At 41.5% G+C, this 24,887-nt stretch carries 14 protein-coding genes; all 14 read left to right on the top strand.

Annotated features, from left to right (window positions below; genetic code table 11):
- Window position 1 precedes the first annotated feature (1 nt).
- Window positions 2-2,071, top strand: coding sequence for a phage tail sheath family protein (locus tag NSMS1_RS00890; protein ID WP_224090116.1), 2,070 nt, complete (start codon window positions 2-4; stop codon window positions 2,069-2,071).
- 58 nt (window positions 2,072-2,129) lie between these two features.
- Window positions 2,130-2,561, top strand: a complete 432-nt coding sequence (locus tag NSMS1_RS00895; RefSeq protein ID WP_224090118.1) for a phage tail protein — start codon at window positions 2,130-2,132, stop codon at window positions 2,559-2,561.
- 297 nt (window positions 2,562-2,858) lie between these two features.
- Window positions 2,859-3,356, top strand: coding sequence for a phage tail protein (locus NSMS1_RS00900; protein ID WP_224090128.1), 498 nt, complete (start codon window positions 2,859-2,861; stop codon window positions 3,354-3,356).
- Window positions 3,357-3,402: 46 nt separating this feature from the next.
- Complete coding sequence (locus tag NSMS1_RS00905) at window positions 3,403-3,570, top strand: DUF5908 family protein (protein ID WP_224090138.1); 168 nt, start codon at window positions 3,403-3,405, stop codon at window positions 3,568-3,570.
- 40 nt (window positions 3,571-3,610) lie between these two features.
- Complete coding sequence (locus tag NSMS1_RS00910) at window positions 3,611-4,318, top strand: CIS tube protein (RefSeq protein ID WP_224090140.1); 708 nt, start codon at window positions 3,611-3,613, stop codon at window positions 4,316-4,318.
- On the top strand, window positions 4,315-6,087 hold the full coding sequence (vgrG, locus tag NSMS1_RS00915) for a type VI secretion system tip protein VgrG (protein WP_224090142.1): 1,773 nt from the start codon (window positions 4,315-4,317) through the stop codon (window positions 6,085-6,087). Before NSMS1_RS00910 ends, vgrG begins: the two co-directional genes overlap by 4 nt.
- Window positions 6,088-6,110: 23 nt before the next feature.
- Window positions 6,111-6,413 (top strand): PAAR domain-containing protein, encoded by a 303-nt coding sequence (locus NSMS1_RS00920; RefSeq protein WP_224090144.1) that lies wholly within the window; start codon window positions 6,111-6,113, stop codon window positions 6,411-6,413.
- Between the two features lies 1 nt (window position 6,414).
- On the top strand, window positions 6,415-6,930 hold the full coding sequence (locus NSMS1_RS00925) for a GPW/gp25 family protein (RefSeq protein ID WP_224090153.1): 516 nt from the start codon (window positions 6,415-6,417) through the stop codon (window positions 6,928-6,930).
- 28 nt (window positions 6,931-6,958) lie between these two features.
- On the top strand, window positions 6,959-10,576 hold the full coding sequence (locus tag NSMS1_RS00930; protein ID WP_224090156.1) for a baseplate J/gp47 family protein: 3,618 nt from the start codon (window positions 6,959-6,961) through the stop codon (window positions 10,574-10,576).
- Window positions 10,577-10,619: 43 nt separating this feature from the next.
- Window positions 10,620-11,108 (top strand): carbohydrate-binding protein, encoded by a 489-nt coding sequence (locus NSMS1_RS00935; protein ID WP_224090158.1) that lies wholly within the window; start codon window positions 10,620-10,622, stop codon window positions 11,106-11,108.
- A gap of 117 nt (window positions 11,109-11,225) precedes the next feature.
- Entirely contained in the window at window positions 11,226-14,936 is a 3,711-nt protein-coding gene (locus NSMS1_RS00940) for a hypothetical protein (protein ID WP_224090160.1), read from the top strand.
- Complete coding sequence (locus NSMS1_RS00945) at window positions 14,929-20,235, top strand: hypothetical protein (protein WP_224090172.1); 5,307 nt, start codon at window positions 14,929-14,931, stop codon at window positions 20,233-20,235. Before NSMS1_RS00940 ends, NSMS1_RS00945 begins: the two co-directional genes overlap by 8 nt.
- A 101-nt stretch (window positions 20,236-20,336) precedes the next feature.
- Window positions 20,337-23,369 (top strand): contractile injection system tape measure protein, encoded by a 3,033-nt coding sequence (locus NSMS1_RS00950; RefSeq protein WP_224090174.1) that lies wholly within the window; start codon window positions 20,337-20,339, stop codon window positions 23,367-23,369.
- Window positions 23,370-23,404: 35 nt separating this feature from the next.
- A complete protein-coding gene (locus tag NSMS1_RS00955; protein WP_224090177.1) occupies window positions 23,405-24,742 on the top strand; it encodes a DUF4157 domain-containing protein in 1,338 nt (445 codons plus the stop codon).
- The last annotated feature ends 145 nt before the right edge of the window (window positions 24,743-24,887 follow it).

Below are 24,887 nucleotides of genomic sequence, written 5' to 3' on the forward strand. Positions count from 1 at the left end.
TATGCCCAGTACATACAAAACTCCAGGTGTTTACATCGAGGAAATATCTAAATTTCCGCCCTCTGTCGCCCAAGTTGAAACTGCCATCCCCGCTTTTATTGGCTATACTCAGCAGGCTATAGTCAGAGGTATTGATTACCAGCAAGTCGAGGCAGATGCAAAAGCAAAAGCAAAAGCAAAAGCAAAAGCAAAAGCAAAAGCAGCAGATGAAGCAGATAAAGACGCAGTAAATCTAAGCACAGTAGCAGATGCCGCAAAAACAGCAGCAGATGCCGCAAAAGAAGCAGCAGATGCCGCAAAAAACAAAGCAGTAGAAGCACAAACAGCAGCAGATACCACAGAAACAACAGCAGTAGTAGAAGCCGCACAAAAAGCAGTAGAGGCAGCAAATGCCGCAAAAGAAGCAGCAGATGCCGCAAAAAACAAAGCAGTAGAAGCACAAACAGCAGACGATGCCGCAAAAAACAAAGCAGTAGAAGCCGCACAAAAAGCAGACGATGCCGCACAAAAAGCAGTAGAAGCCGCACAAAAAGCAGCAGATGCCGCACAAAAAGCAGCAGATGCCGCAAAAACAGCAGCAGATGACGCACAAAAAGCAGCAAAAGAAGCAGCAGATGCCGCACAAAAAGCAGCAGATGCCGCAAAAACAGAAGCAGACAATGCCGCACAAAAAGCAGCAGATGCCGCAAAGGCAACACAGAAATTATTGAATGCTTTACAACCAGGAAAAGCAAGAGAAACGGCTGTGGCAGCAGCAGCAGCAGCAGCCAAAGTCGCACAAGAGCCTGTAGTTGTAAGGATCACTTCCCTACTGGAATATGAACAATTTTTCGGTCGAGCCAATGATGAAACAAAGATTGAAGTTGTAATCCAAGACTTCACTGATAGTGCCAATAATCTGATTGAGCGCAAAGCCAATGCCCGCATCACCGCCCCAAATGCCAACAATCTGTATTACGCCATGCAGGCTTTCTTTAGCAATGGGGGTGGTCCTTGCTACATTGTCTCCGTCGGGGCCATGACCGGCACTATTGAATTAGCCGCCTTGCAAAAAGGTTTGGCGGAAGTTGCGAAAGAAGATGAAGTGACCCTGCTGGTATTCCCGGAAAGCCAAGCCCTCAGTGACGCTGACTACGCTGCCTTGATGAGTGACGCTTTGAATCAATGTGGTAAGCTACAGGATCGGTTTACAGTCATGGATTTGAAACTACCGACCCCACCCCAAACCATCCTCGATGCAGCAACTACATTTCGCGGATTAAGCCTACCTTTAGATAACCTGAAATACGGCGCAATCTATACCCCCAATATTGAAACTATCTTCAACTACTTCTACGACGAAGCTAAAGTGAAGATTTTCCGCAGCGTGAATGGAGCTGCTGAGACTGAGGATCGTGATAATAATACTATGGCTACCTACAACCCCGCCACTAAGCCTGGTGCTGATGGTACTCAATATGCCCTAATCAAAGCAGCCATTGATCAATTGCCCTTAGTCCTTCCCCCTTCACCCTTGGTAGTTGGTCAATACGCTACTACTGATAACACCCGTGGCGTATGGAAAGCCCCAGCTAACGTTGCACTCACCTCAGTTATCAAGCCTACACTGAAGATTCCCAACGATCAGCAAGACAACCTCAACGTTGATACTAGTGGTAAATCAATCAACGCCATTCGTGCTTTTACTGGCAAAGGTACGTTAATTTGGGGCGCGCGGACTCTAGCAGGTAACGATAACGAATGGCGCTATATATCAGTCCGTCGCTTCTTCAACATGGCAGAAGAATCAATTAAGAAAGCCACCGAAGCCTTTGTATTCGATCCTAACGATGCCAATACTTGGGTAAAAGTGCGAGCAATGATCGAAAACTTCTTAATTCTGCAATGGCGGGCTGGGGCGTTAGCTGGAGCTAAACCAGAGCAAGCCTTTTATGTGAAAGTGGGGCTGAATGAAACCATGACCGCCTTAGATATTCTAGAAGGTCGCTTGATCATCGAGATTGGCATGGCTGTAGTACGTCCTGCGGAATTTATCATCCTGAAGTTCTCTCATAAGATGCAGGAAAGTTAATTCCATTCCCTACTGTTTACAGACATTTCTCATTAACCCATCAACACATTAAGCACTTATGGCAGATTATCCTTTACCCAAGTTTCATTTCCAAGTAGAGTGGGGCGGTACTCGCTTAGGATTTACTGAAGTTACCGGGCTAGAAGTAGAAACCGACATGATTGAATATCGGGAAGGTAACATGAAGGAATATCACAAACTGAATATGCCCGGTATGCAGAAATTGAGCAAAATTACGATGAAGCGAGGCACTGTTAAAGCTGATAACGATTTTTATAAATGGTGGAATACGGTAGCTTTAAATACTATTGAGCGTCGTGATATAACTGTTAGTTTGCTCAATGAAAAGCATGAACCTGTAGTTGTTTGGAAAGTTAAACACGCCTGGCCGACTAAGGTACAATCTACCGATCTCAAAAGTGATGGTAACGAAGTGGCGATTGAAACCATTGAAATTGCCCATGAAGGACTAACTATTCAAAATGGTTAGTGATTTATTTTATTAATTTTATAGGAATCCGATTCGATTTCTGAAGAAATCTAAGTATATGTAGGGTGTGTTAGGCGTAAGCCGTAACGCACCCAAAGCATCAGGCTAAGTGCGTTACGCTGTCGCTAACACACCCTACACATCTACGTATCTGTTCAAAAATCAAGTAGGAATCCTATATCTCCGATTAATTGGAGAAGTTGGAGATTGTTCACCAAACTATAAATATAGTGGACATTGACAACCCTAGAAATAGGAATATCTTGCAGGATTTTGGATTTTGAATTGGTATTAGCTATGACATATAGTTATCCCCCGGTAAGTTTCTTTTTTGATGTTAGTTTTCAAGGTCAATTTGCTGGTGAAAGACTCGATAAAAATGTAGTTGAGACACGCTTTCAGAGTGTGACTGGTTTGAGTGTCGATATGCAGACTGAAACCCTAAAAGAAGGCGGTGAAAATCGCTTTGAACATATCTTACCAGTGCGTACTAAGTATGACTCTCTAGTGCTAAAGCGTGGCTTAGTTAAGGATTCCCAGATGGTGAAGTGGTGTATGGATGCTATTCTTAACTTTGATATTAAACCAATAGATTTATTGGTGAGCTTGCTGCATGTCCAGTCGGCTGGTGCAAATCAAGCACCGCAAACAACCGCACCGTTAGTAACTTGGAAAGTGATTAATGCTTGGCCAAAAAAATGGTCTGTTTCCGAATTTAACGCTGAAGAAAATTCACTTGCAATTGAATCTTTGGAGTTAAATTACAGTTATTTTGAAATGCTAGGCAAATCTTAAAAGAATAATTAATGAGATAAATATTTTAGATAAAAAAGACAAATTTATGCCATTAGAAATTAGAGAACTGGTGATTAAAGCCTCAATTAATGAAGGAGGGCAACAAAATTATGCTCAAGACGTAGGCAACTTTGATGCTGATGTTCAAGCTGCCATTATAGCCACTTGTGTAGAGCAGGTTCTAGCCATCCTGAAAGAGAAATCTGAGCGGTAAACTAGGGTATGAGTGAATTTCTAATTCGGAGCGAAGCAACGTGACGGGCGAACTCACTAAAGTTAAAATCCAGGCTTATAAAGACAAGCGATTTGAGAATAAACATGGAGAATTTGATCTACCGATTAATCCAGAGCAATTTTCCCAAAAGTTTAAGGTGGAATACGACGCTGCACAAGACATCGGCGCTCAAGGCAATGATTTACAGTTTAAATTTACAAAACCTGAAGAAATCAAGCTGGATTTTACTTTTGATGGGACTGGTGTAGTACCAATTAAGGGTAAACCTAATGTATTTCATAAAGACGTAGCTAAACAGGTACAAGAACTTCTGAATGTCGTTTACACGATGCAGAGTGACACTCACAGACCTAACTTTCTCCGTCTACTGTGGGGAAACTTTTCCTTTGGGACGACAAATAGCTTTGATTGTATTCTGATAGATTTACAGATAAACTACACCCTATTTGCTCCAGATGGTAAACCTTTGAGGGCAAAACTTAGTGCCACCTTTGTCAGTTATATTGAAGCCCAGCGTCGTGTCCGCAAAGAAGGGAAACAATCGCCTGATGTCACCCATATACGTAAGGTTACAGCTGGTGATACTCTACCCTTGATGACTCATCGCATTTATGGCGACCCATCTTATTATTTGCAGGTTGCTAAAGTCAACGGTCTGGTGAATTTTCGCCGTCTGATGGATAACAAGGATTTGAGATTTCCGCCGTTGGAGAAAACTGAAGTATGACTGACCTGCTTATTCCCCAAAATGCGATTTATGATGTCGCTACGTTTGAGTTGCTTTCTGATGGTAAGGAAATTACTAACACTTATACAGTGTTGTCTGTGACAGTGAACCATATAGTTAACCGTGTACCAACAGCGCGTATAGTATTACGTGATGGTGCGGCGGATGTAGAAACCTTTGCGGCTAGTGAGGGGCCTGACCTGATTCCGGGAAAGGAAGTGGAAATTGGGCTTGGTTACGATGGTCATAATAAAACGGTTTTTAAAGGGCTAATTGTCAAGCATTCCTTGAAGATGGGTGCTAATGGCGATTCTATACTGGTACTTGAGTGTAAAGATAAAGTCACTCAATTGACTATTGGTCGTCACAGTCGATATTTTACAGAAGTTAAGGATAGTGAAGCGATCGCCCAAATTATTAGCAATTACAGTGGCATTAGTCAAAGTATAGAAGCAACTAAAATTAAATATCCCGAAATTGTCCAATATTACGCTACTGATTGGGATTTTATCCTGTCGCGGGCGGAAATCAATGGACAGATTGTCCTAGCAGAAAAGGGTAAACTCACAATTAAAGCCCCAAATACTAGTGGTAGTCCCTTAGTTACCCTTACCTATGGTGTCAACATACTGGAATTTGAAGCGGAAATGGACGCTCGCTCACAGTATGCAGCAACAAAAGCAACATCTTGGAATTACAAAGACCAGAGCTTGCTGGAGATGGAAGGAACTGAGCCGACGGTAAATAAACAGGGTAACTTGTCAGGGAAAGATTTGGCTAAGGTAATTTCTCTGGAGGCTTGGGAATTAAGCCATAGTGGTCGGGTACAAGAACCAGAACTCAAAGCCTGGGCTGATGCCCAATTATTGAAAAGTCGGTTAGCTAAGATACAGGCGCGAATCAAGACCAAAGGCTACCCTGATGCTAAACCTGATACCTTAATCGAGTTGGAAGGCTTGGGAAAACGCTTCAACGGACTAGCCTACGTCTCTGGGATTCGTCACGAACTCAATGGCGGAGCATGGTATACACATATACAGCTTGGCTTGTCACTTCAGTGGTTTTACCAGGAAACAGACATTGTAGATAAACCAGCCTCTGGACTACTTCCTGGTGTCAACGGCTTGCAAATTGGGGTAGTAGTCAAGTTGCAAGATGACCCCAACGGCGAAGACCGCATCTTAGTGAAAGCCCCCACTATCGACAATCAAAGTGAGGGTATTTGGTCGCGGATAGCCACCTTAGATGCAGGGAATAATCGCGGTTCGTTCTTTCGCCCAGAAATTGGCGATGAAGTGATTCTCGGCTTTCTCAACGACGATCCCCGTGATGCGATTGTACTGGGGATGCTCAATAGTAGCAAGAACCCAGCACCTTTGAAAGGTTCTGACGAAAATCATCACAAAGGCTTTTTTACCCGTTCGCAAATGAAGGTAACATTTGATGACGAAAAGAAAATCATCACCCTGGAAACCCCAGGTAGTAACAAAATTATTATTTCTGATGAGGATAAAGGTATTGCTTTGAAAGACCAAAACGGTAATACCCTGACCATGAATGATAGCGGTATCGTCATGAAAAGTCCCAAAGACATCACCATCGAAGCTACAGGTAAGCTAACCCTCAAAGCCACCCAAGACACCAGCATTCAAGGCTTAAACGTCAATGTCAAAGCCAACGCCCAATTTAAAGCCGAAGGTAGCGCCGGGGCGGAAGTTTCCACAAGTGCGATCGCCATTCTCAAGGGATCTTTGGTGCAAATCAATTAATGTTGAATGACAACTGAAAAATTATGGGAAAACCTGCTGCTCGTATTAATGATATGCACGTCTGCCCAATGCAGACTCCTGGTGTGCCGCCTGTACCCCATGTAGGCGGCCCGGTGGTCGGGCCAGGAGTACCGCAAGTTTTGATTGCAGGGATGCCGGCTGCTGTATTGGGGGATACCTGCACTTGCTCTGGCCCGCCAGATAGCATCGTCATGGGATCGACCACTGTGCTGATTGGTGGAAAACCGGCGGCGCGGATTGGTGATACTACAGCTCATGGCGGCTCGATGGTTATAGGTGCGTTTAATGTTTTAATTGGAGGGTGAAATGAGCGATGTGTTTATTTCTGTCGCTGCGGGGGAACGCAGTGACGCATATTTGGGTACTGGTTGGGGATTTCCACCCACCTTTGATCCGGCTGTTAAAGGTGTACAACTGGTTAGTGCTGAAGATGACATCCGCCAGAGTTTAGAAATCCTCTTGTCTACTAACTTGGGCGAACGGGTGATGCAACCGACTTATGGCTGCAATCTTCATGATTTACTCTTTGAACCCTTTAGCCCTACAGTTGCTAGTAGTATCAAAGAAATTATCCGCATTGCAATTCTGTATCACGAACCGCGTATTCTGCTCAATCAATTAGATTTACAACTGGATGACCAAATACAAGGTGTAATTTACATTACCCTAGACTACACCATTATCAGCACTAATTCTCGCTTCAATTTTGTCTATCCTTTCTATTTGCTAGAAGCTAGTGGTAATCTGCTAGCAGTTCCACCCGCAACCACCGAGTTTCCTGTAGCGCCAAAGGTTAGCGCGATCGCTGATTCTAGTACATAGCTGTCTGAAGTTGGTAATTGAAAAAAACATGAGCATTCCCCCCAATTTACCCAAAAATCCATTAATCCGTGATGGGGTAAGTCAGCGCCAGCGACAGGTTTTAGCCTTATCGCCCGATTACGTCAAAATAGACGAAGGCGACTTGGCCGATTTTCTGGTGTTTGCTCATAAACTCAGTCAGCAGGTTCATTACTATAAGTTAGAAAATCAGAAAGATGGTAATTGGGAAGGCTTTTTTACTAGTAGTACACCGATACAAATCGCTTTGATTAGTAAAACACAAGCGACAAAATTTAAAGATAAATATCAGCAAAAGTTCTCAGATTTTATTCAAAATCAGTCAGTTGCAACGCTGCTACCAATTCTGGATTTGTGGAAGTCCGAATTATTAACACCGATAGCTAATTGGTACAAAAACTTAGAATCTTATACGCCGTTAAAATCGATTATTCAAGGATTGGTGAAAACTAATCTGCAAGAACCTTTACGGCGGATGCAGTCTTTTGAAAGGAACCAAGGTTTAGAAGGGAAATTTTACACAGATTTTGAAAAAGTGTTTGGACTGAATCTGCTTTCAGATTCCTCTGGCGATCGCACGCGGTTTAGTGATACATCAGAACCGCGTACAGAAATAGATGCGGTGTTTCAGATGTTATTTCAAACTTATCGGCAAATTATTCAAGAAGCACCGCAATATTTAAAAGCTAGTTTGACAGATAGACAGGATCATCCACCCCATCTGGCTTTATATTTTGCCTTTTGGGAAGTGATGCGACCAGCTAGAGACGATCTGAATCGGATGACCCAGAGACATTTGGACTTTTTTTACCGTCAAGTGTTGTATTTGCGCGATCGCCCAGCCCAACCAGACCACGCTCATTTAATCTTTGAATTAGCGAAAACGCAAACAGAATACAAACTCAGCGCCGCAACGCGCTTTCCGGCTGGTAAAGATGCTAGTGGCGTGGATATATTTTACCAGCTTGATGCCGAAACAGTTGTCCATAAAGCGGCGATCGTCAGTTTGCAAGGACTATTTTTGAACTCACAAGAAATTGTCACTGGCGATATTCCCCAAAATTTACTGGGTTTGTATGCTTCACCTATTGCTAATTCCTTTGATGGTAGAGGTGGAGATTTCCCCAAAGACCAGTTTGTCAAGACTTGGCGACCCTTTGGCGATCAAACACGCAACCACGCTGTTTTGGGATTAGCGATCGCCTCGAATATTTTCTATCTCCAAGAAGGGACGCGCACTATTATTTTTACCTTAACTTTTAATCGCGCCCCTGCTGATGTATTAGTCAGTGAGTTAGCTAATATTTTTACAGTTAATTTTAGTGGTAAAAAAGATTGGGTGTTAGGAAAAATTCGCCCCATTGAAACTAATAGTGAAACTAGCCTGATTGGTGAAACATTAACCTTAGAAGTTACCTTAACTGCCGAGCAGGAACCTATCGGTATTTACCATCAAGAATTACCAGGAGCGATACTTAATACCAATTTGCCTGTTGCCAGATTGCAGTTAAAAGATGAGGTGTTAGTGAATGGTTTATCACCTTATAGCTATTTTCGTGATTTAAAAATTACTAAATTTAATATCAGCACCAAGGATATAGAAATTCATAACTTATTACTACAAAATGATTTATCCCCCATTAATCCTGGTAAACCATTCCAACCTTTTGGCCCTAGACCAGTAGTAGGTTCAACATTTTATGTAGGGAGTAAAGAAATTTTTCAAAAAAATCTTTCTTTGCTGAAAATGAAAGTTGTTTGGCAAGGATTACCTGCTGATTTAGAAAATTATTATCGTGGATATTATGGGGATAAAGATAGTAATAAACCAAAGTTTGATAAGTTTACAGCTGATGTGAAGCGACTGACAAAACACAATTGGTCAGGGGAAGGCTTACCTACGGAATATAATCTTTTTCAGCCCGTAGGTGAGCGCACTCTTGTAAACAGAAATGCCGCTACACCTATACCTGGGGATAAAATTGACGAATTAACTAGCTTTAACCTAGATACTGCTAACGGTTTCTTGCGCTTCGTCCTTAAACAAAACTTTCTACACGAAGAATTTCCCCGCAAATATGCGCTACAAACTTTGGCTTCAGCGAAAAATTTTGCGGCGGGGGAATATGTCAATGGTGCTGTGTATGAAGTGGTAACAGTTAAGGGAAACGATAAAACTAGCGCTTTCCAGCGATGGCAACCTGGTGATACTCTCGGTACTAATGTCGCACCAGTCATTCTCAACGAACCTTATACCCCGGTAATTCAATCTATTTCCCTAACTTACAACGCTGTTGCTGATGCAAGAGATTGTACATTATTCCACCTCCACCCCTTTGATAGATTTGCAGAATTTGTATTAAATGACACGCCTGACTTTTTACCAAACTTTACCAACGAGGGGGAGTTGCTGATTGGAATAGCCAACCTGGAACCGCCTACGAGCTTACCCTTGTTATTCCAAGTAGCAGATGAAACAGCAAATACAGCTTTAGAAAAAGTGAATGTGCAATGGCATTACCTCAAAGATAATAAGTGGATATCCTTGAGCGATCGCATCGTCAGCGACACAACTAATGGGCTAATTACTTCTGGTATCGTCAATCTGGGGATTCCGGGGGACATCAGCAAAGAGAAAACCACCATTCTCGACCCTAGTTTGCATTGGATAAAAGCTACTGTTCCCGCTCGTAGTGGCGCGATTTGTCAGATTCTTGATGTACATACCCAAGCTGCGCGGGTAACTTTCATCGACGCAGGTAACGATCCTAATTATTTAGCTACACCCTTACCAGCAAAAACCATCGCTAAACTAGCTGTACCGATACCAGAAATCAAAAAAGTAGAACAACCATATAATTCTTTTGGTGGACAAATCAAGGAAAAACCAGAGAAGTTTTATACCCGAATTAGCGAACACTTACGCCATAAAGGGCGGGCTGTGAGCATTTTTGATTATGAACGGCTAGTATTAGAAAAATTTCCCCAAATTTATAAAGTTCGCTGCATTAATCATGGAAAGGTAGGACAAACTAATCAGTTATATGAACTAGTACCGGGGGCTGTAACTTTAGTAGTGATTCCTGATTTATCGCAGCGTAGTAGCACCAACGATTTAGAACCAAAAGTTAACATTAATCTCTTAGAAAAAATTGAGAAATATTTAGCTACTCTGAGTTCATCTTGGGTAGATATTAGAGTGGTGAATCCTGTATATGAGCATATTCAAGTTGAGTGTGAGGTGAAATTTAAACCTCCATATAATAGTAACTTCGGCTATTATCGCCGTGATTTAGAACAAGCTATTACTCAATTTTTGACCCCTTGGACAGTTAATAAAGGCGCAGATATTAATTTAGGAGGCACAATATATCGTTCATCTATTCTCAATTTTATTGAACAGCAATACTACGTTGATTATGTCGTTAATTTTCAGATGCACCATGACAAACAGCGCAATGTTAAAGAAGCGATCGCCACCACTGCACGCTCTGTACTTACATCAGTTTCCGTAACGACCACAGGTCAAACTCATATTATTCAAGAAGCACATACTGTTGCAGAACAGCCCAAATTGGCTTCGGGAATTTTGGGTTATGAATCATTAGATAATTTGGAATTGGGTTAACGGGTAGTCCACAAAAACAATTTTTGAATTTTGAATTAATATTATGTTGAGTTTATCTACTATTGCTACAAGTTTAAAGAATCGCTACGACTTAAAGATTTTATTCAAAAATAAAAGTCGGCTATCAGAAACTCAGTTTGCTGATTTGATTGACTCGACTTTAAATAAAAAAGAAGATAAGTTTTATGGAGTTTGGCAAAAGGGAAGAACATATTCCCCAGGCGATGTAGTTTATTACCAAGGTGTTTTGTGGGAAGTACAAGCAGCAACAGAAATTTGTGCTAAAGACAATGAAGAACCAGGGACATGTAGTAATTGGAAATCCCATGTTAACGAATTAGAACAGAAAGTAAATAAACTTGATAAGAATTTAACAACTCTGAATACAGCATTTACTACATATCAACAACAGATGGAATTACGTTTAGACAAACTACTCAAATATATAACATTACTTAGTTTGGGAGTAGCGATCGCGCTTTTGTGGTTGGTGATTGAATCCATTGATTACCTATTTAGTTTTGCAGCCTGAAAAGTAATCCTAAAAACCCCTTTTCTCTCTGGGTTCTCTGCGGTTGAAAAATAATTTATTGAACCACAGAGGTTAGAGATTAATACTCATTTTGTTTATTAAAAATATCTAAATTGCATGTTGGAATATTTAAGCATCTCCAAGCGCCAGCCGGAATTTCCCGATTACCTAGATTTTCAAAAATTACGGGAAATCGGGATCAAGCACCTGCAAGCTCTATCTGGTAAACTCTGGACAGACTATAATCTACATGATCCTGGTGTGACAATCCTGGAAGTGTTGTGTTACGCAGTCACAGATTTGGGCTACCGCAATAATCTGGATATTCAGGATCTCCTGGCTTTAAAGCCTAATAGCCAGGAGAATAATTTTTTTACCGCCGATGAAATATTAAGCTGTAATCCAGTCACCGAATTAGATATCCGCAAGCGCCTAATTGATATTCCTGGGGTGCGTAATGCTTGGCTAAAAAAAGTCACAAATTATGAGCCTGCTATTTATATAAACAGCGATCGCAGTGTTTTACAATCCACTCCCCCAGATAATCAATCGCCGGAAACAACCCCCCGATTACATCCCCGTGGACTTTACATTGTGTATATTGACTTGGATGTCGGATATCGCAGAAATGCTTGTGGACAGCTTTATCTTTCTTGGTCGGATACCCTTGAAGAAGTGAAAAAGGTACTGTGTCAATATCGCAATCTCTGTGAAGATATTCAAGATGTGATTGTTTTGGGTGATGAAGAAATTGCGATTTGTTGCGATATTGAACTCAAAAATGATGCTGATGCTGAAGATGTATTAGTAGAAATATATACAAGATTAGAAGCTTTTATTTCGCCTAATTTGCAGTTTTATACCCTACAACAATTGTTAGATAAAGGCAAAAACATAGACGAAATCTTTGCGGGTAGACCGACAGTAATTAATGATGAGTCTTACCAAAGTCATGGTTTTATTGATACTGATGAATTACTAAATCTAACTCAGCCGACAATTATATACACTTCCGATATCTACCAAGAAATATTAAAAGTCCCTGGTGTCGCCGCAGTTAAACATCTGAGTATCACTAACTATATTAATGGTTTACCTCAATCTCAACACCCCTGGTATTTACATTTAACCGAAGGTTACAGTCCGGTGTTGGCGATGGAAAAGTCTAATATTACTTTATTCAAAGGTGTTTTGCCCATCTCTTCCAATGTAAATGAGGTGAAGCGCCGTTATTATGAACAACAAACTGCGTATATCAAAAATCTACGGAAAAATTATGAATTAAATCTACCTGTACCTCAAGGTAGTTATTATGACCTTGCAGATCATTATTCAATTCAGCATGATTTTCCCCTCAATTATGGCATTAGTGAGGATGGCTTACCAGAGACGGTTTCCGCATTGCGTAAAGCCCAAGCCCGTCAATTAAAGGGATATCTAGTATTTTTTGATCAGTTATTGGCTAATTACTTTTCCCAACTTGCTCATGTGCGGGATTTGTTTTCTTGGGAAATAGATCCAAACCACCAAGAGGAAATAAGGGATAAAAATCAATCCTCCCAGAAGCGCCAAACTTACTTTATCCAGGCTTTGGATTTTCCCGATCGCCCCGCTATTCTTGATGATAATTATCTCCAATTTTTAGAAGAGGAATTAGATACAGCAGCGTATCGCGATCGCCGCAATCGATTTCTCGATCATCTCCTGGGGCGATTTGCTGAATCTTTTAGCGATTATGTGCTGCTAAATTACCAGATGACGCAGCAACATAGCGACCGAGAACAGCATGAAGCAGAAATTATCCAGGATAAGGCAAACTTTTTAAAAGATTATCCAGCTTTGAGCCGCGATCGCTTCCGCGCTTTTAATTACTGTAACCTGCATGAAGTATGGAACACCGAAAACGTCTCTGGCTTTAAAAAGCGGGTTTCTCGCCTCTTGGGTATTGACGATGTAAGGCGACGCGACTTATGCCATTATCGTGTTGTCAATACTAGTGGTTTTACCTTTTCTGTTGAGTGTGGTTCTCAGCAATTATTAACTAGTTACCAGATTTACACCACCCAAACAGAAGCACAAGCGGCGCTAGAGAAGTTTGTGCTTTTCGCCTTACATGAGGATTTTTACAAACGTCTTACCTATAATTTCACAACCCAAAATTCCCACTCAATTGTGTCTAGTCACGAAAATACTACAGAAGGGGAAACCGCTACTCCTAGTAATGAAACTAAATGTACCTACTATGGCTATGCTGTCATTGATAACCAAGGAAAAGTATTAGCAGAAAGAGGCGATCGCTTACTAACTCCAGAAGCAGGGGAAATAGACTTGCAAAGCTGGTTCAGCAACATACAACTGAACCAAAATCAATTTAAGTTTACAGTAGAAACAGTTAACGAAGGCTATTTCTTTACACTACAACGCAACACTGACAATCAAATCATACTGCGGAGCGTAAAATATAATTCTACAGAACTTGATGCTTGGCAAAGTGCTGCTCAGTTTGCAGAAAACCTACGTTATCTCAATCGCTATGTGAATCTTCCGCCAAATCCAGAAGGCTATAACCTGGGTATTACCGATAAACTTGGTAAAGTAGTTGCAATTTCACCCAGCGAAACAGATACTTTTGCAACTTTTAAAATGCTGAACTTGCTGGACGGATTCTTGCAGACGGAAGCGGTAACGCAAACAAATTCCGGCTATCGTTTCCGGTTAAATTGGCAGGGAGTTACCTTATTACAGGGTACAGAATTATTAGAAAATGAAAGTGCAGCCCGCGATCGCTTTTATCGTCACCTGTTAGGTATCTTAGATTCAGCCGCAATTCTCCCCACCCAAACCCCAGACGGTTTTAGTTTTAAGGTACTGAGCAAACCAGGAGATAGCAAAACTGAAGTTGCTATCCATCCCCACAACTATGCAACAGCTACAGAGCGTGATGCTGCAATTAATCGCCTGTTTCTGTTTGTGCGAACAGCGCGTCTCACCGCACAGATAAAGGATTTTTTGCCTACTTATCTGGTGCATATTGAGGATGAAAACGGGGAAAAACTATTACAAAGTAAAAAAGAGCATATTGATGAAAGCGCAGCTTGGAAAACCGTCAATCAATTGCTAAAAATAATTCAAGAGCCAGGTAATTTCCGTTTAATTGAGAGTGAAAATGGCCCCTATGGCTGGGGAATAATTTATGAGAATGAAAAAGACAATAAAAGAGACATCTTAGCTAACCAGTATTACACCATTAAAGTAGAGCGAGATAACGCAATTACAGCAATTCAAAATTCCGTAAATGATGAAGGGTTTCATCTGCTAGAGCATATTCTTTTGCTACCACAAACTAATGTATCTGTGTCTATTTCTGAGGAATCCCCAACCGATACCGACAAGTTTTTGCCCATTTTTATCAATGCGGATGATATAACAAACCCAGAAGCAGAACCTTGGCGTTTAACGCAGCAAGACCCCTATTCTTTTTGGATTAGTATCATTCTCCCCTACTGGCCAGAACGCTTCCGAGATATGAATTTTCGCAGTTTTGTCGAGCGTACCTTGCGACTGGAAGCACCAGCGCACATTGCGTTAAAAATTGCTTGGCTGAATCTGGAACAGATGCGTCAGTTTGAAGATTATTATCGCAACTGGCTTCAGGAATTAGCTCACAACAGGAGGAATTTAACTCCAGCACGCAACAATCTTGTAGAATTACTCCCCAAACTGCGAAGTATTTATCCAGAGGGTAAATTGTACGACCCCCAGCAAACTAACTCTCAAGCTCAACCAATTATCCTCAACCAGACTGTTTTAGGAAGTACAAATGATTAAAGCTATTAATACCATTATCAACCACAGTGGCTATCCGATTTTTACAGCTAACCAAGTTTTGAGCAAGGATGACCTCAATCACCTTGTTAATTACCTTGATGAGCAAAATCGCCTTACCCGCGCCTATTTTATTGGTATGGGAATTGTTGGCGGGTTGGAGGTAAGCAGCGTTTTCGATACAACATCATCACATATTCAGATTTCCGCCGGATGTGGTATTACTTCTGAAGGGTATGCGATCGCGCTTGCAGATACCAAGCTGACCCATTATTGCGAAGAACAGTTGGTGTTGACGACTTTGTTTGATTCCCAGGTCAGCACCGCAGTACAGACAGATTCCAATGTCATAGAATTATTTGCGCAAAGCAGGAAAGAAAGCCTACCTCTCAACCAAGCTAGTGACGGTAGTTTACGTGATGAAACAGCGTTTAACAATTTCTTTGGCGATCGCGTATTGGTGGTATTGTGTGAGCTTGAGGAGAGCAAGCGTGATACCTGCCGACTAAATTACGATAACCTAAGCAACGAACTTAATTTCAATTACCGCTTTTTTCTCATCGCTCCTAATGATGTTGCACAAAAGCTTCTAAAAACCGGATTTTCGCCGGAAGAGAATATTGCAGCATTGTTTACCGCACGGAATAACTATCTCCAAGAAGAACTGGAACAGAAACAATTCAAAGATTTTGCACCTAAAATACAACGCTTTGGCTATAAACAATCTGACAATATTAGTATTTTAGATTTAACCAAAATTAGTGACTATGAGGCATTTTGGCAGGAATACCGCCGGATTTGTGAAAATGCGATCGCCTCAATTGATAACGCTTTTCGCAAGCTATTTCGCCTATTCTCACCTTTCTTTAGTTCCTTTAACCCCAATTCTCAAGCCGATTTTAATGGACTGAAAGAACGCCTAGAAGAAATACTCAAAGGAATTTCAGCATCACAAGATAACCAAACCCCCATACCATCAGAAAAAGCTGAACCAACCTACGCCATACAATATTTTTATGATTACCTGAGTCAATTAGTAGCGGCTTTTGATGAATTAGCAGCAGCAGCTTTTGATTTAATGGATGATTGCACTCCTGATACTCAGCGATTCCCCAAATTTCTCATGTTGGGAATAGTTCCAGAACCCAACCAAGCACCTAAAGTATATGAACCCGCTTCCCCCTATCGTAGTTACTTCAACCAGCCACCTATTTATAACGGTAATCAACAGCGTGTTAAACAAGTACGTTATCTGTACGATCGCCTAATTAACCTATGTCAAAATACCAGCTTTTACCTACTACCATTTTCTGACACTCCATTAAAGATTACTCCTAGTAAAGATAGTTCAGTTCCCCTGAGCGAACAAGCTATTCCTTATTACTTAAACTATCCAAAAATTTATCGTTACTGGAATTACGATGCTTATCGTCAAGGTAGAAGTCACCTCCTCCCTGCTTATTGTTCTCACAAAAATAGTGACAATACACCAGCTATTCCCCCAGGGGAAGATTTAGTTTATCGTTTAGATAAACATAATTTTTACCGCATTGAAGGACATATTGGTAAAGCTAACGGCGACGTATTTAAACGCATCAAAGAATACCAGAAACTCTACAATTTACCATTTGATGTCATCACCCTAAAAGTTGGTAGCCAAGCCAGCCTTCAAGATTTAAATATTACTGGACAATTTGATGACTTAGAATTAGATTTTAGTCGGTTAAAACAGAACTTTCAAACAATTTTTCTTAAGGAAAAAACAGCATCAGAGAATGTTTTACTTAATACTTTAAAAGAAGTTTTATTTGATCAACCTAGTTTGACTGCTATCAATCTCAATCAAGTATATAATCCTATTCTAGAGCTTGCCCGTCAACCAGAAGCTTATGAATTTGTCAAAGGCGATCAAACCCAAACTTATCAGCTATTTATCCTCGATAAAAACAATAAGCGAATTGCACAATACGTTATTAAGAAAAATGATACTAAGGGAAATAATTTCCAAGATTTTAGTGATTTGAATATCGATTTTTCTCAATTTAATGGTGATGAAATTAATGGGGAACAACAACGCATCGTCAGAGAAATAGCAAACAGTCTTTCCTTGGAAAAAATAACTTACGGAATAGTAGATAAAAATCCTAATTATTACCTAAAACTTTTAACGGATTCTGTGCTAAATCTCCCAAGTAAAGATAATACAAATAACAATAATTATACACCTATTTTACTCTCTTTAGGAAGTTTTACTGTTAAGAATAATTCAGAACAACCAACGATCGCACAACCGGAGTTTCAAGATATTGAAACACTTTACAATTGGTTGCAAGGGTTGCCTGAAGAATTTATTGTTAATGTTAATAAAAAAGACTACAAAATTGCAAAACTTCAAGCAGCCAAGGAACTCAACTATTTTGAAATTATACAATTGATAAGTACTTATCAACGCCGACTAGAACAAATGATAAAACTGCATTTGTTCAACAAATTCGCTGAACAGTATCCGGGTGTAGAACATTTAGGTGGAGTCCCAAAAGGTGGGACATTTATTTTAGTATATGTAGATGGTGAAGAAATTAATCAACTACTAGCGGCTGACAAAGATCGGTTTATTTATAAATTACGTAGCTTACGCACGAAAACTATTAAAGAATCTGCTTGCTTACCACCAGATAGGTTTGAAGAATCAATCAGCAATCGGGAAAAACTACTCCAAGAATTGCGAGAGCGTAAAGATGTAGTTGTCGGTGATTTTTGCTTACCTTATCGTTGTAGTAGTGATGCACCAGCAATCAATTATATAATAGCTAAACCAAGACCGATAATTTTGCTAGAGAAAACGGTCTTTTGTGAAAATGATTACAAAAAATATCAATTCATTTTAGAACCAGAAGGTGGTACGGTTAAAGGAGAAGGAGTTGTATTTGAAGGTATCAAACAACTATTTCAACCTAGTAGCATCAACCAAGCTAGTAAAGACGATTTAGCTAAGGGTCTAGAAGTAGTAATTACTTTTATCTATACTGTTAATGACACTTCTGATACATTGACGGTAACTGTCTATCCCTTACCAAATGCAGGGTTTAGTATTGGTCAAGATCCAGATAAAAATTCTTTCTGTATTAATGATAAACCAGTAAGCTTAACACCGATGCTGGCGGATGGTACATTCCAAGTGCTAGATACACAAGGTAAAGTGATTGAAAATGCGTTCGCTAACAATCAATTGTATCCCAGTGCTATCCAACTAGGTGAAAACGCAATATCTACACAGGTAACATTAAAATACACCATCACTAGCAGTCAAGGTTGCACTAACTCTGTCGAGAAAACTTTGACAATTTTTGCGCTACCAGATGCAAATTTCCAAGTAGGTAGTGATCCGCAAAAAACTGGTTTTTGTATTAATGATGTACCAGTAAGCTTAACACCGACGCTGACGGGTGGTACATTCCTAGTGCTAGATGCACAAGGTAAAGTAATTGAAGATGCGTTCGCTAACAATCAATTTTATCCCAGTGTTATCAAAATAGGCGAAAATGAAACATCTACACAGGTTATCTTAAAATACACCATCACCAGCGAACAAGGTTGCACTAACTCTGTCGAGAAAACTTTGACAATTTTCGCCTTACCAGATGCTAGTTTCCAAGTAGGTAGTCAGGAAAATCAAACTAGTTTCTGTGCGAATGATGAAGCTGTTAATCTTATAGCCAAGGTGACGGGTGGTACATTCCAAGTTGTAGATGCACAAGGTACAGTGATTGAAGATGCGTTAGTCGCAGACGTTGGCGCAGCCATCGCTAATAATCTATTCCATCCCAGTGCTATCAAACTAGGCGACAACGAAACATCTACACAGGTTATCTTAAAATACACCATCACCAGCGAACAAGGTTGCACTAACTCTGCACAGAAAACTTTGACAATTTTCGCCTTACCAGATGCGAGTTTCCAAGTAGGTAGTGAAGAAAATCAAACTAGTTTCTGTGCGAATGATGAAGCTGTTAATCTTATAGCCAAGGTGACGGGTGGTACATTCCAAGTGCTAGATGCACAAGGTACAGTCATTGAAAATGCGTTCGCTAATAATCTATTCCATCCCAGTGTTATTAAACTAGGCGACAACGAAACATCTACACAGATAACATTAAAATACACCATCAGCAGCAGTCAAGGTTGCACTAACTCTGCACAGAAAACTTTGACAATTTTCGCCGTATCAGATGCAAATTTCCATGTCGGTAGTGAAGCAGAAAATCAAACTAATATCTGTGCGAATGCTCAACCTGTGAAACTTATATCCAAAGTTGCGGGTGGTAAATTCCGAGTATTAATTGGCGACAAAGATATTTCTGATGATGTACTTGATTCCCAATCTAATCCTCCGCAATTGATTCCTAGTGCAGTGAAAATCGGTGATGCACAACAAGTAACACTTACCATTGAGTATACAATCGTCAATGAAAATAACTGTACCAGCCAGCACGTTGAAAACCTCACCGTACATCGGGTTCCTGTAGGTGACTTTGAAGCAGAAATTTCCCAAATCAATGCTAATGGATTTTCCGTGCGAGTATTCAATATTCAACCAGCACAAAATAGTTCCATGAGGTTAGTCTGGGAACATCCTAACGGTGAAGCTAACACCAGCAATCCTGATGATAATCAGTTCTTAATTAGCTATAACTATGATTTTAATAATTGGCAAACTGGCGCACAGGTTTCTATTACATTGCAGGTAATTACACCAGAAAATCTTGGTGGTTGTATCAGCAATCCAGTTACCAAAAACGTTGCTATTCCCTTTGGTGCTGTACAAGGGTTTAATTTAGTTATTCGTAGTATTACAAATGTAACTGCTGAACCTAGAACAATTCCATTGGGAAGCAATAACAGTTTTAGATTAAAAGAGCTAGATGAAAACAGTGAATATGCGATCGCAGCAGTAACTATCCCTGCTACCTTAGACAGCATAGTATTTACTTATACTGCTCCTGGTGATGAAGAGACGGTTAGTAGACCAATGAATACACCCTACAGCCTACCCGATGGCTGGTTCAATATTGTCGGCAACCATATTATTCAAGCACAACCTGTTAAGGAAATTAACGGTGTACTCTCGTCAGGGGTAACTTCTACTACAATCATTCGCATAGATGATAATGACACTGGTACAAACACCCCTACCCCTAACCCATCCACACCCAAGTCGGCTACATTACTTAATCGCCTACGTGTCCTATTCGACACCAAGGGTAGTAATACTGAGGATAACAAAGGCGTTAATCCTAATTAAAGAAGCTGCTAAATCTTTGGGTAACTACTACCAATACCCCAAAGGCGAGAAATGTAACAACTCTTTCTCTCCCTCTGCTCCTCTGCTACCCAACCCTTGCTATGAACAAACAACGCCACATCATTGGAAAAACTGTACTAGAACTCAATACTGAGCAAATAGCTGATGTATGGAGTTTACAGGAAGACATGAGTCGCTTATTTCAGCAGCAGGGTGTGCGGGAAATGGAGCGTCTTTTTGACCAATTGCTGAAAGATGAGCAGGTGATTCGGCTGGATAGGGTAGTGGTGGACATAGGTTATATTGACCGCCGATTTTTAGCTGATGAATTTATCCGCAATTTAATCAAAGCACTTAGGGAGACTTTAGGAGATCATTTGGCGGATAGGTTGGTAGGTAGTGCAAAAACTGAAAAAATTACCCGCGATCGCCCTGGATCAGATTGGGAGGTGTTACTCTACTTTTTACGCTATGGGCGCTTACCTTGGTGGTGTCCTTCAGGAGACTGGTCAGCTTGGTTTCCCCGTTGGGCAGCAGTAATGCAAAATGATACCAGTTGGCAGCAATCTTTACGGGAATTACTTACAACTAACCAAGCAGCAAAGCAACGTCTAATTGAGCAGTTACCAGAATCTTTTCTACACCAGTTAATATTACAGCTACAACCCGCCTGGGTAATTTGGTCTACCCGACTAGCACAAGCTCAGGGGCTAATGCAATCCGGGCAATTAGACAGTAGTGCTATTTACTACCTAGAGCGGCAAGCTTGGCTATTATTACTCAGCGAAATTAGTGCAGATAACGCACCTACCAAACCATTTCCCGCAAATTGGATTCGTAATTGGTTAGCCCAACTGCTGAAAATATGGCAACAATCAACTAATTCAGCCGCTTTTCAGGGACAAATCTCCCAATTCAATCAAATTAGTCAACAAATCATTGTCAACCTGCAAGGATTTACCAGTGATGAGCAGAGAATTTGGCTGATAGCACTAGAGCAGGTGCTAAATGCTATCTCAGATACTACAGTGCGATCGCGCAATCAAACCGAAACAGCAGAATTGTCACCCAGCTTCACAACTGATTGGCAAGTGTTGCTGTACTTTTTAGAACATGGTCGTTTGTCCAACGAGGCAGCATCAACAACTTGGCAGACTTGGTTACAATGTTGGGAAACAGTCATCCAAACTGAAACTACTTGGCAGATACCTCTGCGGCAATTACTGAATAATAATGTAGCATCAAGACAAAGATTAATTATTCAGTTACCGCCAGCCTTACGCCATCAGTTGATATTGCAATTACAGCCAGCTTGGACAAATTGGTACACCCTACTAGCTCAAGCTCAACAACTCATGCAGTCTTTGAGCCTAAGTAATAGCAACATCCAGGAATTAGAAACACAAGCTTGGGAATTACTCTTAGCCGAAATCAGCAGCAATAACCCATCATCTAATCCCTTACCCGCCACCACTTGGACAAGTAACTGGCTTGCTCAACTGGTGCAAAACTGGCGCTGGGGAGACAAGGAAGCAGGGGAGCAGGGGAGCAGGGGAGCAGGGGGAGAAAGTGATGAGTTGGTGGCTGATGTCAACGTCAAGCAAATTGCTTGGGAACGATTACGTAGTAGTATTGATGCTTTATCTCGTGCTGAAAGAAACTTGTGGTTGAATGCCTATAACCAGGTGTTAAATTTGACTACGACTGAGAAGAAAGAGCGATCGCTAGAGCCACCTCAAACCCGTCCGCAAACAGATTGGCAAGTGTTGCTGTACTTTTTACAATCTGGTCGATTACCCGACGAGCAAGCATCAACAACTTGGCAAACTTGGTTACAACGCTGGGAAACAGTCATCCAAACTGAAACCACTTGGCAGATACCTCTGCGGCAATTACTGGTTAATAATGTAGCATCAAGACAGAGATTAATTACTCAGTTACCGCCAGCCTTACGCCATCAGGTGATATTGCAATTACAGCCAGCTTGGACAAATTGGTACACCCTGTTAGCTCAAGCTAGAGAAATCATGCAATCTTTAAACCTGAGCAATGATAACTGTGAGCAATTGGAACAGCAAGCTTGGCTGCTACTCTTAGCAGAACTTAGCTCAGATAACCCATCACTAAATCCCTTACCCGCAGCAAGTTGGACTCGTAGCTGGCTTACCCAACTCCTGCAAACTTGGCGATTAACACCGAACACAAATCAATTAACCGCAACTTCTCCCCCAATCGAAGCAGCAACACCGACACAAAACCAAGATGCAGTTTCCTCAGAAATAGCCAATCAGAACCCGCAGCAAAACCTGCGTCAGCGCATCGCCGCATTCCCAATTAGCGACAGCACCCTGTGGCAAAATGCCCTTGAGCAGATGCTCACTGCTACACCTGCTGATATCAGCACACCACCGGAGGAGACAAAAACCTCCACCTTAACCCCAATTCCCCAAGAATCGCCAGGTGTTCCTGCGCCATCTTCCCCAGAAACAAACATATTCACAGACGCAACCCCAACACCACAGCAAAACCCATCCGTTGAACAAGTAGAACTCCCGACTCCAGAACCAACCAACCCCCTAAACGTACCCCCCCGACGGGCTAGGGGTTCGAGATTATCGAAGTCGGAAGAAACTGCGGGGTTGTATGTCAACCAAGCCGGAATCGTGTTGTTACATCCGTTTTTAACTTTCTATCTGGATGCTGTGGGGCTATTAGATGGCGAATCATTCCGGGATGAATTGGCACAGCAAACAGCAATTTACCTGTTGCATTACCTAGCTACCAAACAAACCGACGCACCAGAATACGAACTAGTGCTACCCAAACTGCTTTGTGGCTGGCCATTAGATGAGCCAGTTTCCCGTGGCTTAGATTTACCTGCAACCGCCTTAACAGAAGGCGAAAACCTGTTACAAACTGTCATCAACTACTGGGAAGCCCTGAAAAGCACCAGCCCCGACGGTTTGCGGGAGGGTTTTTTACAGCGTGCAGGGAAGCTTACCCAAGGTGATGGTAATTGGAAGCTTCAGGTAGAGCAACAGGCGATCGATATTTTGCTGGGTCGTCTACCTTGGGGACTCAGCATGGTGAAGTTGCCGATGATGGATGACATTCTGATTGTGGAATGGCACTAGCAACTCAAGATTACTTTTATATTTAGGGGAAATTTATGAAAACCAACGAGAACCAAAAAAGCACAAATTCACAGCCAGCGACGCAAAAGCCTTTTTTTGTCGCTAAACCAGAACAACCATTCTTTACAGCAGAAAGGGCGCAGTCTACACCTTTTTTCCAGCCCAAAGCTGTCTCAACATCAGCCATTCAAGCAAAATCTACTACCAGAGAGGCTGAGGTTATAAGTCAGCCAGCAGTGCAAAGAATGTCCGCATTTGAAAGCGAAGAAAAGGACAAGGGGGAGGTGCAGCGAAAAGAAGAATCAAATAACAGCAATCAGACAGGATTACCGGATAATCTCAAAACTGGGATAGAGAATATATCGGGATATTCCTTAGATGATGTTAGGGTTCATTATAACTCGTCCAAACCTTCCCAATTAAAGGCTTTAGCTTACACGCAAGGGACAGAGATTCATGTTGCACCAGGACAAGAGAAACATTTACCCCATGAAGCATGGCACGTTGTCCAGCAGATGCAGGGAAGGGTGAAACCGACGATGCAGATGAAAGGGGTACAGATGAATGATGATGAGGGGTTGGAGAGGGAAGCAGACGCATTAGGCGAACTGGCAAAAAGAAAGTCCACGTCGCCAATAAACCCACTTACTTATATGGTAGGGGATGCAAAAGGAGCAACCATGAGTCATACTACACAAATGAAGGTGTATCAACGCCTAGCAGACGACGATCTGCCAGCGGCACAGCAAAATCAGTCATATCATGTGCGTGAAACAGAGCATCTACATGAAGAAGGCACTAAGGTGTATGCAGCAATCAACAGAGCACGTACAGGAAAGACAAAGGATGCAGCGGCTGCGGGATTGAGGCATTATTGGCAGACATTAAACGATGGTTTTGATGGCAAGAAGGCGGAAATGTATGAAGCCGCCCTATATACCGATTCGGAGGATATCCCCATCTTGGCATCGAACGAAGCAATTGACCCAGACGTACGATTTGTGAGGAATGGAAAAGTATATGCGACAGAAGTCAAGACGATCAATTCGGATTATACTTCAAGTGTTAACTCTCACATCATAGGAGCGGACGCGCAGCTGGCAAAACGCCAAGCCAATTCGCGGTATATAAAAATACGAATAGAGAGCGAGGGGAACAGGTGGCCGGATGCCCGAGAACTGACGAAAATTAAGAACAACGGAGAGTTATTAAGATGGTTAACAGCTCCGGGGAGAATCCCCCTTATACCGCATACAGATAAGATACAGGTTGAGGGTATTAATGCGAGTTATGACGGAGAGCAGAAACGGAATTTTTCAGCACTTGTCAAACCCAATGGAGAGGTGAAAAAGACAGGTGCGTTTGTTTGGTAGAAGGCCGTTCGCATGTGAATAGCAATTTAGTGCGATCGCGGATCTTGTAGGGTGCGTTAACGAAGAAACGCACCATCAATGTGGTAATTCCGGTGCGTTACGCTGACGCTAACACACCCTACGCGGGATATTGATTCGGAAGTGC

Source organism: Nostoc sp. MS1, assembly GCF_019976755.1.
GTDB lineage: Bacteria > Cyanobacteriota > Cyanobacteriia > Cyanobacteriales > Nostocaceae > Trichormus.

What these genes read in the sequence shown, in the direction of transcription:
- NSMS1_RS00895 (WP_224090118.1), top strand. Translation starts at nt 2,130, where the DNA reads ATGGCAGATTATCCTTTACCCAAGTTTCATTTCCAAGTAGAGTGGGGC.
- NSMS1_RS00945 (WP_224090172.1), top strand. Translation starts at nt 14,929, where the DNA reads ATGATTAAAGCTATTAATACCATTATCAACCACAGTGGCTATCCGATT.
- NSMS1_RS00940 (WP_224090160.1), top strand. Translation starts at nt 11,226, where the DNA reads ATGTTGGAATATTTAAGCATCTCCAAGCGCCAGCCGGAATTTCCCGAT.
- NSMS1_RS00920 (WP_224090144.1), top strand. Translation starts at nt 6,111, where the DNA reads ATGGGAAAACCTGCTGCTCGTATTAATGATATGCACGTCTGCCCAATG.
- NSMS1_RS00900 (WP_224090128.1), top strand. Translation starts at nt 2,859, where the DNA reads ATGACATATAGTTATCCCCCGGTAAGTTTCTTTTTTGATGTTAGTTTT.
- NSMS1_RS00925 (WP_224090153.1), top strand. Translation starts at nt 6,415, where the DNA reads ATGAGCGATGTGTTTATTTCTGTCGCTGCGGGGGAACGCAGTGACGCA.
- vgrG (WP_224090142.1), top strand. Translation starts at nt 4,315, where the DNA reads ATGACTGACCTGCTTATTCCCCAAAATGCGATTTATGATGTCGCTACG.
- NSMS1_RS00955 (WP_224090177.1), top strand. Translation starts at nt 23,405, where the DNA reads ATGAAAACCAACGAGAACCAAAAAAGCACAAATTCACAGCCAGCGACG.
- NSMS1_RS00935 (WP_224090158.1), top strand. Translation starts at nt 10,620, where the DNA reads ATGTTGAGTTTATCTACTATTGCTACAAGTTTAAAGAATCGCTACGAC.
- NSMS1_RS00930 (WP_224090156.1), top strand. Translation starts at nt 6,959, where the DNA reads ATGAGCATTCCCCCCAATTTACCCAAAAATCCATTAATCCGTGATGGG.
- NSMS1_RS00905 (WP_224090138.1), top strand. Translation starts at nt 3,403, where the DNA reads ATGCCATTAGAAATTAGAGAACTGGTGATTAAAGCCTCAATTAATGAA.
- NSMS1_RS00950 (WP_224090174.1), top strand. Translation starts at nt 20,337, where the DNA reads ATGAACAAACAACGCCACATCATTGGAAAAACTGTACTAGAACTCAAT.
- NSMS1_RS00890 (WP_224090116.1), top strand. Translation starts at nt 2, where the DNA reads ATGCCCAGTACATACAAAACTCCAGGTGTTTACATCGAGGAAATATCT.